At 67.2% G+C, this 12,134-nt stretch carries 11 protein-coding genes and 5 tRNA genes; 5 read left to right on the plus strand and 11 right to left on the minus strand.

Annotated elements, in window-relative coordinates:
- Positions 1 to 404 precede the first annotated feature (404 nt).
- From OCH239_RS11890 to ggpS, 3 genes are read left to right on the plus strand one after another with little or no spacing between them, the layout of a single operon-like run.
- Complete coding sequence (locus tag OCH239_RS11890) at positions 405 to 1,556, plus strand: NAD(P)H-dependent glycerol-3-phosphate dehydrogenase (protein ID WP_084782393.1); 1,152 nt, start codon at positions 405 to 407, stop codon at positions 1,554 to 1,556.
- Positions 1,553 to 2,320: an HAD-IIB family hydrolase gene (locus OCH239_RS11895; protein ID WP_037262837.1), complete on the plus strand. Its 768-nt coding sequence runs from the start codon at positions 1,553 to 1,555 to the stop codon at positions 2,318 to 2,320. Before OCH239_RS11890 ends, OCH239_RS11895 begins: the two co-directional genes overlap by 4 nt.
- On the plus strand, positions 2,317 to 3,810 hold the full coding sequence (gene ggpS, locus OCH239_RS11900; protein ID WP_037262840.1) for a glucosylglycerol-phosphate synthase: 1,494 nt from the start codon (positions 2,317 to 2,319) through the stop codon (positions 3,808 to 3,810). Before OCH239_RS11895 ends, ggpS begins: the two co-directional genes overlap by 4 nt.
- A gap of 77 nt (positions 3,811 to 3,887) precedes the next feature.
- Here ggpS and OCH239_RS11905 read toward each other — a convergent pair whose 3' ends face one another.
- The 5 genes from OCH239_RS11905 to OCH239_RS11925 all read right to left on the minus strand — a co-directional run bounded on the left by OCH239_RS11905 (position 3,888) and on the right by OCH239_RS11925 (position 8,631).
- On the minus strand, positions 3,888 to 4,190 hold the full coding sequence (locus tag OCH239_RS11905; RefSeq protein ID WP_037262843.1) for an SH3 domain-containing protein: 303 nt from the start codon (positions 4,188 to 4,190) through the stop codon (positions 3,888 to 3,890).
- 207 nt (positions 4,191 to 4,397) lie between these two features.
- A complete protein-coding gene (locus OCH239_RS11910) occupies positions 4,398 to 5,606 on the minus strand; it encodes a beta-ketoacyl-[acyl-carrier-protein] synthase family protein (RefSeq protein WP_037262846.1) in 1,209 nt (402 codons plus the stop codon).
- Positions 5,603 to 5,863 (minus strand): acyl carrier protein, encoded by a 261-nt coding sequence (locus OCH239_RS11915; protein ID WP_037262849.1) that lies wholly within the window; start codon positions 5,861 to 5,863, stop codon positions 5,603 to 5,605. Before OCH239_RS11915 ends, OCH239_RS11910 begins: the two co-directional genes overlap by 4 nt.
- Before the next feature lie 41 nt (positions 5,864 to 5,904).
- Positions 5,905 to 6,996, minus strand: coding sequence for a UDP-3-O-(3-hydroxymyristoyl)glucosamine N-acyltransferase (lpxD, locus tag OCH239_RS11920; RefSeq protein WP_037262852.1), 1,092 nt, complete (start codon positions 6,994 to 6,996; stop codon positions 5,905 to 5,907).
- A gap of 33 nt (positions 6,997 to 7,029) precedes the next feature.
- A complete protein-coding gene (locus tag OCH239_RS11925; RefSeq protein WP_051489435.1) occupies positions 7,030 to 8,631 on the minus strand; it encodes a L,D-transpeptidase family protein in 1,602 nt (533 codons plus the stop codon).
- Between the two features lie 325 nt (positions 8,632 to 8,956).
- Here OCH239_RS11925 and mepK point away from each other — a divergent pair, with 325 nt between their 5' ends.
- A complete protein-coding gene (gene mepK / locus OCH239_RS11930) occupies positions 8,957 to 9,526 on the plus strand; it encodes a peptidoglycan L,D-endopeptidase MepK (protein ID WP_037262855.1) in 570 nt (189 codons plus the stop codon).
- Positions 9,527 to 9,666: 140 nt separating this feature from the next.
- Here the strand turns inward: mepK and OCH239_RS11935 are convergent.
- From OCH239_RS11935 to OCH239_RS11955, 5 genes are all read right to left on the minus strand, one after another.
- Positions 9,667 to 9,743, minus strand: a tRNA-Asp gene (locus OCH239_RS11935).
- 37 nt (positions 9,744 to 9,780) lie between these two features.
- Positions 9,781 to 9,857, minus strand: a tRNA-Asp gene (locus OCH239_RS11940).
- A 37-nt stretch (positions 9,858 to 9,894) separates the two neighbouring features.
- A tRNA-Asp gene (locus OCH239_RS11945) sits at positions 9,895 to 9,971 on the minus strand.
- Between the two features lie 37 nt (positions 9,972 to 10,008).
- Positions 10,009 to 10,085 (minus strand) — tRNA-Asp (locus OCH239_RS11950).
- A gap of 37 nt (positions 10,086 to 10,122) precedes the next feature.
- Positions 10,123 to 10,199 (minus strand) — tRNA-Asp (locus tag OCH239_RS11955).
- A gap of 285 nt (positions 10,200 to 10,484) precedes the next feature.
- Here OCH239_RS11955 and OCH239_RS11960 point away from each other — a divergent pair.
- Entirely contained in the window at positions 10,485 to 11,102 is a 618-nt protein-coding gene (locus tag OCH239_RS11960) for a class I SAM-dependent methyltransferase (RefSeq protein ID WP_037262857.1), read from the plus strand.
- On the opposite strand, the gene OCH239_RS11965 is transcribed toward OCH239_RS11960, so the two are convergent.
- Complete coding sequence (locus tag OCH239_RS11965; RefSeq protein ID WP_037262953.1) at positions 11,103 to 12,041, minus strand: pirin family protein; 939 nt, start codon at positions 12,039 to 12,041, stop codon at positions 11,103 to 11,105.
- Between the last annotated feature and the right edge of the window lie 93 nt (positions 12,042 to 12,134).

A 12,134-nucleotide genomic window follows, 5' to 3' on the forward strand; every position in this document is an offset into this window, starting at 1 on the left:
CTGATGCTCCTTGAGCCGGGTACGGGGCGTGCCGCAGCGCGGCATCGAAATCACGGTACACGTATTGATCGTTCCGTCAAAAATGCGTGTGGAGGTGTCATGGTTCCCTCGATGCGCAAATACGAAGTTTTCAAGAAAACAGCTAGTTAACTCCTTTTTGAATATATATGCGCGGAAAACCGCAAATCCATAAAGCCGTAATTCCCGGGCGCTGCGACCGCAGAAATGTGAGGCCCGCGCACAGACTTTTAGCACTCCGAGCAGCGTTTGCACAGGAATCTCGCATGCCGCGATGCAGCGCGCACGTCCCGGCGCGGGTGGACTTGCGCCCCTCCCCGGCTAGCATCTCTGCTGCGGGCTCCCCGCCCGGCGGCATGTCCGCCTCCCACCCGAGCAGCGACATAATGGATGGACAGATTCTGAGACTTCCCAGCGAGCGTCCCAAACCGAACCGCCCCGGCATCGTCTACGCCCACCCCTATTCCCGCATCGCGGTTCTCGGGATGGGCTCGTGGGGCACCGCCCTCGCTGCCGTGGCCGCCGCCGCGGGACGGCAGCCGCGTCTCTGGGGCCGGCGCGAGGAACTGGCGCAGGCCATGCGCGACACCGGCCGGAACGACGACTACCTGAAGGACACCCCGCTCCCTAGCGGCATCGAGCCGACCTCGGACCTCGCCCACGCCCTCGACGGCGCCGAGGCGGTCCTCATCGTCACGCCCTCCTCGTCCCTGCGCGAGATGTGCGCCGCGATGCGCCCGCATCTCGCGCCCGGCGTTCCCCTCGCGCTCTGCTGCAAGGGCATCGAGCGCCACACCGGCTACCTGCTCTCGCATCTCGTCGAAGAGGAACTGCCCGGCCATCCCGTCGGCGCCCTCTCCGGCCCGACCTTCGCCCGCGAGACCGCGCTCGGCCATCCGACCGCGGCAACCATCGCCTTCGAATTCCGCTACACCGACCGGCTCTCGCCCGATCTCAGCCCCGCGGCGCGGCTCTCGGTGTCGCTCTCCTCGTCCTTCTTCCGCCCCTACATGTCCGACGACCTCGTCGGCGTCGAAGTGGGCGGCGCGGTCAAGAACGTGATCGCCATCGCCTGCGGGATGATGACCGGCGCAGGCTTTGCCGAAAACACCCGCGCGGCGCTCATCACCCGCGGCATCAACGAGATGAAGGTCCTCGCCGAAGCCCTTGGTGGAAAACGTGAAACCGTGACAGGCCTTTCGGGCGCAGGCGATCTGACCCTGACCTGCTCCTCGACCACCTCGCGCAACATGTCGCTCGGCGTGCAGCTCGGAGAGGGCAAGACCCGCGCCGAATGCTTCGATGGCAAGAACGTCGTCGTCGAGGGCGAGATCTCGGCGGCTTCGGTGATCGAGCTCGCCCGCCGCATCGGCGTGTCGATGCCGATCTGCGAGGCGGTCTACACGATCCTCTACGACGGCGCGGACCTCGACCAGACCTTCACCGACCTCTGGGCCCGCCCGATCGAATCCGAACCCCGCGCGCTCGACATCGAGCTCGCCCATCCGTCCACAACCCCCGAGGTCCAGACACCGTGAGCGCCGCCCCCCTGAAGTCCAAGCAGTTCGTCCTCGCAACCGATCTCGACGGCACCTTCCTCGGTGGCTCGGACGCCGACCGCCGCCGTCTCTACGACTGGATCGAGGACAATCGCGGCACGATCGGCCTCGTCTTCGTCACCGGGCGCGATCCGGCCTTCATCGCCGAGCTCTGCGAGGGCGGCGTGCCGTGGCCGGAATACGCCATCGGCGACGTCGGCACGACCATCGCCCGCATCGACGGCGGCCGGGTCGAGCCCATCCCCGAGCTCGAGGCCGAGATCGCCGAAGCCTGGGGCGACCGCGGCGACGAGGTGCGGCACGCGCTGAAGGATGCGCCGGGTCTCACGCTGCAACAGACCGAGTTCCGCTACCGCGTCAGTTTCGACATGGATCCGGAGGCGTTTGACCGTAGCGCGCTAGATATCGTGCACGAGATGGGCCTCGACGCGCTCATGTCCGACAACCGCTACTTCGACGTCCTGCCCAGGGGCGTCTCGAAGGGCCCCTCGCTCCGCCGCTTCGTCGATCACCACGGGCTCGACGCGACCCGCGTCCTCGCTGCAGGCGACACGCTGAACGACGCCTCGATGCTCGAAGAGGGGCTTCCCGCCGTCGCCGTGGGCGGCGCCGAGCAGGCCCTACTCGACCGCGTCGCGGGGCTGGGCCACGTTCACGTCGCCTCCGGCATCGGCGCCGCGGGCATCCTCGAAGCCGTGGGCGCGAAGAACATGCACCCGCTCCCCGAAGGAGGCCAGAAATGAGCAGCGATCTCGTCATCGTCTACCACCGCCAGCCCTACGAGGAAGTCGAGGAGGACGGAAAGACCGTCTTCAAGGAGAACAAGAGCCCCAACGGCATCGTGCCAACGCTCAAGTCCTTCTTCGGCAAGGTCAAGGACGCCGCCTGGGTCGCCTGGAAAGAGGCCGAGGACCCCTCCGATCCGGGCTTCGAGCGGGTGATCGAGATCGAGGACAGCTTCGGCAAGTACACCGTCTCGCGCCTGCCCCTCACCAAGGAGCAGGTCTCGTCCTTCTACCACGTGACGTCGAAGGAAGCGTTCTGGCCGATCCTCCACGGCTTCAAGGAGAAGTACAATTACGACCCCGTCGACTGGCCGACCTTCAAGGAGGTGAACTGGGCCTTCGCCGAGGCCGCCGCCGCCGAGGCCAAGAAGGGCGCCGCGGTCTGGATCCACGACTACAACCTCTGGCTCGTGCCCGGATACCTGCGCCAGATGCGCTCCGACGTGCGGATCTCCTTCTACCACCACACGCCGTTCCCGGCCGCCGACATGTTCAACGTCCTGCCGTGGCGCGGCGAGATCGTCGACTCGCTTCTCTCCTGCGACGTCGTCGGCTTCCACATCCCGCGCTACGCTTCGAACTTCGTCTCGGTCGTGCGCTCGCTCCGCGACGTCGGCCAGGTGCCGAGGAAGCCCGTCGATCCCGATTTCATCTCCGAGGGCTCGGCGCTTTCCGACCGGACCGTCCCGACCGAGATCCACACCGAGGACCGCGTCGTGAAGCTCGGCACAACCCCGGTCGGCGTCGACACCGACTACATCGCCAAGGTCTCGGCTCGTCCCGAGACCGAGACCCGCCGCGACGAGGTCCTCGAGGCGATGGCGGGCCGCCGCCTCATTCTCTCCGTGGGCCGCACCGACTACACCAAGGGCGGCGCCGAGCAGCTCACCACCTTCGAGCGCCTGCTCGAGCGGCGCCCGGACATGGCCCAGCAGCTCAAGCTCCTGCACATCTCGGTCTCCGCCAACCGCGCCATGACCGCCTATGCCGAGATCCAGTCCGAGATCGAGCAGATCGCCGGACGCATCAACGGCCGCTTCGCCACCTTCGACCGCACGCCGGTCTCGCTCATCTCGAACGCGATCCCGTTCGAGGAACTGGTCGGCTATTACCGCGCGGCGGACGTCGTCTGGATCACGCCGCTCGCGGACGGCATGAACCTCGTCTGCAAGGAATTCGCCGCCGCGCGCTCGGACGGCGACGGCGTGCTGATCCTGTCGGAATTCGCCGGCGCCGCGATGGAGATGAGCTCGGCCATCCTCACCAATCCCTATTCCTACAAGTCGATGGACCACGCCATCGAGATGGCTTTGGAGATGGAGGAGAAGGATCGCCGCGGCCGCATGTCCGAACTGCGCCGCGTCGTCTTCGAGCACAACACCGAGGCCTGGGCCCGCCAGCAGCTCGCCCTGCTCAGCCCCGAGGATTTCGGCACCGAAGCCGCCTGAAGCCGCGCCGGAGCGGCGGCTGGTCCCGCCGGCCGGCCTCCGGCGGGGATATTTGCATCAAGAAGAAAGAGCGCGCGTCAGAGCGCCCGCAGATAGGATTGCGAGACGTAGCCGCGCATGCCCGGCGTTCCGTCGAGCGTGACCTCGCACCAGCGCGTCGCGCCGAGCCGCTGGCACTCGCCCGCATGCACGATCGTCCCGTTCGGAAGGCCGGCGCGGACGTCGAAGCCCGTCCCGGGCCCGGCGCGCAGCTTCAGCATGTCGCCCTCCTCGACGCCCATGACCTCGTAGCGCCCGTCGCCGAGAAGGCCGCCCGGCCCGCCCGCGCCGCACGCCGTCAGCATGCCCAATGCCAGAACGCTCGCCATTACCCTGCCCATGGTCACTCTCCCGCTCGTTGCCACGCTCCAGCCTCTACTCCGAAGCCCCCGGCTCCGGAACGTCGAAATCGCACGCCGCACCCGAACCGCGGATCCCGTGCCACGCCCGAAGGTCGCGCGTCGCGCCGCCACAGGCGCCGAGCCCAAGGCCGCGAGGCCGCCGGGCGAGACACCGAGGGCGGGGGCGTCAGCACCCGCGCCGCCGGATCAGACCTTCGTCAGCGCGAGCACCGCGTTGAGGCCACCAAAGGCGAAGGCGTTCGACAACGCCGCCTCGACCTTCGCCTCGCGCGCCTCGTTCGGCACCACATCGAGCGCGCATTCGGGATCCGCCTCCTCGTAGCCGATCGTCGGCGCCACGACGCCGTCGCGCAAAGCCATGATGCAGGCCAGAAGCTCCACCGCCCCGGTGCCGCCGATGCAATGGCCGTGCATGGATTTCGTCGACGAGATCATCAGATCGTCCGCATGGGTGCCGAAGACATCCGCCACCGCCGCGCATTCGGTCTTGTCGTTCGCCGCCGTCCCGGTGCCATGCGCGTTGATGTAGCCGATCCGTTCCTTCGCGAGGCCCGCATCCGCCAGCGCGCCCGAAATCGCCCGCGCCGCGCCCTGTTTCGAGGGCATCACGATGTCGGCCGCGTCCGAGGACATCGCAAAGCCCGCCACCTCGGCGAGGATCTCCGCGCCGCGCGCCTTGGCGTGCTCGTAGTCCTCGAAGACGAAGATGCCCGCGCCCTCGCCCTGCACCATGCCGTTGCGCGTGGCTGAAAAGGGCCGGCAGCCGTCCTTCGACATGACCCGCAGCCCTTCCCAGGCCTTGATCCCGCCGAAGCACAGCATGGACTCGGACCCCCCTGTGACCATCACCGGCGCCATGCCCGAGCGCACGAACCAGAAGGCCTGCCCCATCGCGTGGTTCGACGAGGCGCAGGCCGAGGCGACGGTGAAGCTCGGCCCCTTGATGTTGTACTGCATCGAGACGTGGGAGCAGGCGGCGTTGTTCATCAGCTTCGGCACGACGAAGGGGTGGACCCGGTTCTTGCCCTCTTCGTAGACCGCCCGGTAATTCTCGTCCTGCGTCGTGAGGCCGCCGCCGGAGGTGCCCAGAACGACGCCGGCGCGGTTCGCGAGCTCGCCCTCGAAGGTCAGCCCCGATTGCCGGATCGCCTCCTCTGCCGCGATCAGCGTGAATTGCGTGTAGCGGTCGTAAAGCGCGATCTGCTGGCGGTTGAAGACGGATTCCGGATCGAAGCCCTTCACCTGCCCGCCGATCCGGATCGACAGCCTCTCGGTGTCCCGCATCTCGAGCGGGCCGATCCCGCAGCGCCCCTCGCGCATCGCCTCCAGCGTCGCCGGGACGCTGGTGCCGAGCGCGTTGATCGTGCCTGCGCCGGTGATGACGACGCGCTTCACGCCTTCTGCTCGGCCACCAGGCGCTCCACGCCCGCGACGATCTGGGCCACGGACGAGATGTCGAAATCGCTTTCCGACGGATCGTTGGCGTTGAACGGAACCGAGATGTCGAACGCCTCCTCGATGGCGAAGATCGACTCGACGAGCCCGAGCGAGTCGATCCCCAACTCCTCGAGGCTGTTCTCCATCTTCACGTCCGAGGGTTCCAGCACGGCCTGCTCGGCGATGATCTCGATCACCCTGGTCTTTACGTCCATGACACCGCCCCGCTCTCTCAAGTCTTCGCTGGGGGCGGGTTCTAGTCGTTCGACCCCGGCTTGGAAACCGCTTTCCGAAGCTCCGCAACGTCGCGGGCCATGCGCGGCAGCCGCCTCAGCGCCTTGTAGACTTCGAGATGCTGATCCATCTTCATCGCCGGATAGCCGAGCATGACCCGCCCCGCCGGGATCGACGACAGCACGATGGTCGAGCCGCCGCAGATCACGTTGTCGCCGATGCGGATATTGTCGCTGACGCCGACCTGCCCCGCCAGCACCACGAAATCCCCGATGGTGACCGATCCCGCGATCCCGACCTGACCGCAGAGCAGCGTGTGCTCGCCGACCACGGTGTTGTGGCCGACCTGCACCTGGTTGTCGATCTTGGTGCCGTTGCCGATCCGCGTGTCGCGCACCGTGCCGCGGTCGATCGCCGCAGCCGCGCCGACCTCCACTTCGTCGCCGATCGTCACCCCGCCGAGCGAGGCGATCCGCGCCCAGGGCTGGCCCTTCGCCTCGCCCTGATCGCCGAGGCTCTCGCGCGCCTTCTCGACGCCCGACGCCTCGGGCGTGACGAAGGAGAAGCCGTCATTGCCGACGACGCAGTTGAAATGACCGATGAACCGCGCGCCGATGGTGCAGCGCGCGCCGATCTTCGCGCCCGCATGAAGGAGCGCCCCCTCGCCGATCCGCGTGTCCTGCCCGACAAGAACCTGCGGGCCGATCACGCTGTCGTCGCCGATCACGACGCCGGGCCCGATCACGCTGAACGGCCCGACGCTCACGTTCCGGCCGAGCTTCGCGGTCTCGTCGATGGAGCTCATCGGGTGGATGCCGGCGGTATAGCCCTGTCCCGGATCCATCATCGCCGACAGCGCCGAGAGCGCATAGCGCGGCCGCGGCGCGAGGATCGCGGCATCGAGCGCCATGCCCTGCCAGTCCGCGCCGTCCCAGAGCATCGCCGCCCGGGCCCGGCCCTGGCCCAGCTTCTCGGCATATTCGGGCTTCATCGCCATGGCGAGCTGGCGAGGGCCGGCATCCGCCGGCTCCGCCACGCCGTCGATCTCGAGACTGTCGTCCCCCGCCGCTTCGAGGCCAAGAGCGTGCGCAATCTCTGCGACTGTATGGGTCATCGCGTCCTCCGAAGCATGGTGCTTGCGGGGGACTTAGCTTTCCCCGGCCGCGAGAGCCACCCCTGCGCGCTCGAGCTCGGCCCAGATCCGTGCATCCCGCCCGTAGATGTCCTCGCGGAACTGCACGCGACCCTTCGGCAGGGTGAACGCGGTGCGGTAGATGAGATGCACCGGCACCGGCGTGTCGAGGTTCACGCGCGCCTCGGACCGCGAGCCCAGCTTCGACTGGAAGAACCCGTCGGGATCGTCCGTCTGGGGCGCGAGCAGCGCATGCGCCATCCCGAACGGATCGCCGAGCCGGATGCATCCGTGCGAATAGGCGCGCCGGTCGCGGTCGAAGAGGTGCTTGGCCGGCGTGTCGTGCAGGTAGATCGCGTATTTGTTCGGGAACATGAACTTCACCTTGCCGAGCGCATTGTCCGGCCCCGGAGGCTGGCGCATCGAATAGGGAAAGTCGCTGCCGAATCCGCGGCTGCGGCTGACGACCCGGCCGCTTCTGTCGATGATTTCCAGGTGACCGAGCGCATAGGGGTTCTGGCGCAATTTCGGCAGATATTCGTTCTTGATGATCGAGCGGGGGATATACCAGGCCGGGTTCACCACCATGTGGGTCATCTCGTCCGAGAACTCGGGCGTGCGCCGGTCGCTGTCGGTCGATCCGATGACGGCCCGCGTCTCGAAGGTGACGGTCTCGCCGTCGTAGATCCGCGCGGTGTATTCCGTCAGGTTCACCTTGATGTGCCGCGGCCCGAGCCCCTCGGGCCGGTTGAGCCAGCGCTCGCGCTCCATCGCGACGAGGATCTGCTGCAGCCGCCCGGTCGCCGAGACGTTGAGCGCCTCGCGCGTCGACGGCCCGAAGACCCCGTCGACCTTGAGGCCGTTATCGGCCTGGAACGCCTCCAGCGCCTGGCGCATCTCGTCGGTGTAGCTCGCAAGCGCGGTCGGACGCAGGTAGCCCATTGCGATCAGCCGGTCGCGCAGCGCCACGACAAGCTCGCCGCTCTCGCCCGCCTCGATCTTGCCGCCCGGCACCGAGGCGCCATAGCCCCCGCGCGCGATCACCTTCTCCATCTTCATCTTCTCGTGCATGAGCCGCACGTATTCGCGGCTCTGCGGTGCAAGCGTCCGGAAGACGGCCCGCGGATCCTCGTTCTCGAGTCGGGTCAGCAGCTCCTGCGGATCGCGGTAGAGGATCTCGCGCTTCAGCCCCGCATCGATGCGCGACGGATCGAGCGCGCCGTTCTGCAGATCGCGGGCGAATTGCGCGTAGGTCCGCGACAGCTTCACGTCGAGCGCGCCGCGATCGCGCGGGTTCCGTGCCGCCCGCATCTCGGCCATCAGCGCCGACGCATCGTAACGCCCCGCCGGCAGACCATGCGCACCCGCCATGCCGATCGCCTCGAGGAACGCCTCGCGCCGCGCGCGGTGCACGTCGTCCGGACCGGTCCAGAGCGGCTCGAACTTGCGCGCCCGGTAGAAGGCGGCGATGGCGTCGCTCTCGCCTAGCGTCTCCGCGACCGATTGCTTGAACGCGGTGACCTGCGCGCCCGCCGGAATCGGGGCCGCCGTCACGAACAGGGCCGCGGCGCAGACGAGCGCCCTTCGCACCACCGGGGACTTCGACTCACGCTGCATGGGGACCCTCGTCAATTTTGAAACATCCGGCCTGACCGGTAGTGGATACGGGCGTTTGCATATGTCCATTCACAAAGCGCTCAGCCGCGCAAAGCCGCTCCTGGCGATGCAATTGCGCATCTTCAGGCCGGTCGAACACATTCCGCTCTTTTGAATATTCGGCAGGTTCTTGCCGAAATCGGACCGCGGGCGGAACCAATTCCAGCCGATCCTTTCGTGATCTTTTCGAGTGTGGCATAACCGCACTCACGGCATCTGGGGAATGATGACATCGCCGGCGCAACGACGCCGGTATCAGCAGGCAAAATACGGGACAGTCACTCACATGACTAATCGCACTTCTGGCAGCATGACGCGGCGCGGCCTGCTTACGGCTTTCGCTGCGACCACGATCACGGCCGCACCGAGCTTCGCCAACGCCGCCGGCCTTCTCCGCGGCGCGGGCGACATCCGTAAGCTCAAGATGTTCAACGGCCGCACCGGCGAGAAGATCGACATGATCTACTGGGTCGAGGGCGACTACATCAAAGACGCGGTCGACGAGATCAATTACTTCATGCGCGACTGGCGCAACGACCAGGTCCGAGACATCGACCTGCGTACGCTCGACATCATGGCGGCAACGCACAACATGCTCGACAGTTCCGAGCCCTACATGCTGATCTCGGGCTACCGCAGCCCGGCGACCAACGCGATGCTGCGCAGCCGCTCCTCCGGCGTCGCGAAGAATTCGCGCCACCTTCTCGGCGAGGCTGCGGATCTCCGCCTCTCCTCGCGCTCGGTCAACCAGATCGCGAGCGCGGCGCGGTCCTGCGACGGCGGCGGCGTCGGCCGCTACTCGTCCTCGAACTTCGTGCACATGGATTGCGGTCCGGTCCGCACCTGGGGCAGCTGAGCCCGCACCATACGTGCAAACGACAGAGGCGCCTCCGGGCGCCTTTTTCGTATGAGCGGGCCTGTTCATATCGGCGTAACTCCGCCGATGACGACGGCGTTCCACCACCCGCAACACATTGTTTTTCTTGAAGAGGTAAGTGGCGCGGTTGACGGGGCTCGAACCCGCGACCCCCGGCGTGACAGGCCGGTACTCTAACCAACTGAGCTACAACCGCGCATCTTCGGCACGGGGACGTATCGGGCGGGACAGCGTGGCGCGGTTGACGGGGCTCGAACCCGCGACCCCCGGCGTGACAGGCCGGTACTCTAACCAACTGAGCTACAACCGCGCATCTTCGGCACGGGGACGTATCGGGCGGGACAGCGTGGCGCGGTTGACGGGGCTCGAACCCGCGACCCCCGGCGTGACAGGCCGGTACTCTAACCAACTGAGCTACAACCGCGCATCTTCGGCACGGGGACGTATCGGGCGGGACAGCGTGGCGCGGTTGACGGGGCTCGAACCCGCGACCCCCGGCGTGACAGGCCGGTACTCTAACCAACTGAGCTACAACCGCGCATCTTCGGCACGGGGACGTATCGGGCGGGACAGCGTGGCGCGGTTGACGGGGCTCGAACCCGCGACCCCCGGCGTGACAGGCCGGTACTCTAACCAACTGAGCTACAACCGCTCGCTGCCCGCCCGGGTTGCCCCGGGCGTGGGGCGGCTTCTATGCGGAGCCCCTGCCCCCGTCAAGCGGATTTGGACCGGTTTCCGGAACGGAATGCAGCGCGGCGGCAAGATCGCAGATCCGCACCCGCCATAGGCTCCGCGACCGAACCGGACGCGCCCCCGATTCATCGTCACCCCGAGTCTCCGGCGCAGCATCGCAAGCACGGAATTCCGGAGTTCCCGCGACTCGCGGCGTAAGGCATACATCTCGCAAAATCGATTTATTGATCCAAAGGAGATTCCAATGACTGCCGCCGCTTTTTGGGACAAAGCCGCCCCGCGCTACGCCAGGCGCCCGATCTCGGACGAGGCCGCCTACGAGTCGACCCTCGCCCGGACGAAATCCTATCTCTCCGCCTCGGCGACCGCGCTCGAACTCGGCTGCGGAACCGGAACCACCGCCCTGCGCCTCGCGCCATTCGTCCGCGAATACACCGCGACCGACATCTCGGGCGCGATGATCGAGATCGCCAAGGAAAAACGGTGGGAGACGAGCCAGCGCAACCTCTCGCTCCGTCAGGGCGGCGTCGCGCCGGGGGATTACTTCGGCGAAAGCTACGACACCGTGCTCGCCTTCAACCTCCTGCATCTCGTCCCCGACCTCGCCGAGACGCTCGACATGGTGAACGGGCTCCTGCCGGTCCGCGGGCTCTTCATCTCCAAGACCCCCGCCGTCGGCGAGAAATGGGTCTACCGGCCGCTCGTCACGGTGCTGAGGGCATTCGGCAAGGCGCCGGACGTCACCTTCCTGAAGGTCAGCCAGATCGACCACGCCCTCGTCGCCGCGGGGTTCGAGCTCGTCGAGACCGGGCTCTATCCGCCCTCGACGCCCTCGCGCTTCGTCGTCGCCCGCAAGCGCTGATCACCGCGGCGGCAGCGGGATGAACTCTGCATCGTCCCCCGGCGGCAGGTGGAAGCGGCCATGCGCCCAGTCCTCCTGCCGCCACGCCTCCTTGGCCTCCTCGATCCGCTCCTTCGAGGAGGCGACGAAGTTCCACCAGATGTAGCGCGGCCCCTCGAGCGTCTCGCCGCCGAGCAGCATCACCCGCGCGCCCTGCGCCCCTGCCTTGAGGGACACCCGGTCGCCCGGCCGGAACACCATCATCCGCCCTGCCTCGAAGGTCTCTCCGGCGATGCTCACCTCGCCGTCCACCACGTAGACACCCCGATCCTCATGCTCGTCGGGCATGGGAATCGAGGCGCCCGCCTCCAGCACCGCGTCGGCATAGAACATCTCCGACGCCGTCGTCACCGGCGCCCGCTCGCCCCAGGCGTTGCCGAGGATCAACCGAACCTCCTTCCCCTCGCCGCGCATCACCGGAAGGTCGCCCGCGCCAGCGTGCTGGAAGTCCGGCGCGCGGTCCTCGTGATCCTTCGGCAGCGCCACCCATGTCTGGATCCCGAAGAACGGCATCGCCTCCGTCTGCGTCGCATCGTCCGTGCGCTCGGAATGCGTGATCCCGTGTCCCGCGACCATCCAGTTGACCGCACCCGGCTCGATCCACGCATCGGTCCCGAGGCTGTCGCGGTGATGCATCCGCCCTCGGTAGAGATACGAGATCGTCGCGAGCCCGATATGCGGATGGGGCCGCACGTCGAGGCCCTTCGTCGGCAGGAACTCCGCGGGGCCCATCTGGTCGAAGAAGATGAACGGCCCGACCATCTGCCGCCGCGGGGCAGGCAGGGCGCGGCGCACCTCGAAGCCGCCAAGGTCGCGGGCGCGCGGGACGATCACGGTGTCGACGGCATCGACCTCGTCGCCGGTCGGGCAATGCGGGTCGAGTGCGGGATTCCAGCTCATGTCCATGTCCTCCTGGATGCGGCGTGGCTCACTCCAACATAGAGGCGTTTTTGCGCGCGAAATTCGTACAAATTCGACAGGGTTTGTGCACTT

The sequence above is a fragment of the Roseivivax halodurans JCM 10272 genome (assembly GCF_000521785.1).
In the GTDB taxonomy this organism is placed as follows: Bacteria; Pseudomonadota; Alphaproteobacteria; order Rhodobacterales; family Rhodobacteraceae; genus Roseivivax; species Roseivivax halodurans.

What these genes read in the sequence shown, in the direction of transcription:
- OCH239_RS11890 (WP_084782393.1), top strand. Translation starts at nt 405, where the DNA reads ATGGATGGACAGATTCTGAGACTTCCCAGCGAGCGTCCCAAACCGAAC.
- ggpS (WP_037262840.1), top strand. Translation starts at nt 2,317, where the DNA reads ATGAGCAGCGATCTCGTCATCGTCTACCACCGCCAGCCCTACGAGGAA.
- OCH239_RS11905 (WP_037262843.1), bottom strand. Translation starts at nt 4,190, where the DNA reads ATGGGCAGGGTAATGGCGAGCGTTCTGGCATTGGGCATGCTGACGGCG.
- OCH239_RS11915 (WP_037262849.1), bottom strand. Translation starts at nt 5,863, where the DNA reads ATGGACGTAAAGACCAGGGTGATCGAGATCATCGCCGAGCAGGCCGTG.
- lpxD (WP_037262852.1), bottom strand. Translation starts at nt 6,996, where the DNA reads ATGACCCATACAGTCGCAGAGATTGCGCACGCTCTTGGCCTCGAAGCG.
- OCH239_RS11925 (WP_051489435.1), bottom strand. Translation starts at nt 8,631, where the DNA reads ATGCAGCGTGAGTCGAAGTCCCCGGTGGTGCGAAGGGCGCTCGTCTGC.
- mepK (WP_037262855.1), top strand. Translation starts at nt 8,957, where the DNA reads ATGACTAATCGCACTTCTGGCAGCATGACGCGGCGCGGCCTGCTTACG.
- OCH239_RS11960 (WP_037262857.1), top strand. Translation starts at nt 10,485, where the DNA reads ATGACTGCCGCCGCTTTTTGGGACAAAGCCGCCCCGCGCTACGCCAGG.
- OCH239_RS11965 (WP_037262953.1), bottom strand. Translation starts at nt 12,041, where the DNA reads ATGAGCTGGAATCCCGCACTCGACCCGCATTGCCCGACCGGCGACGAG.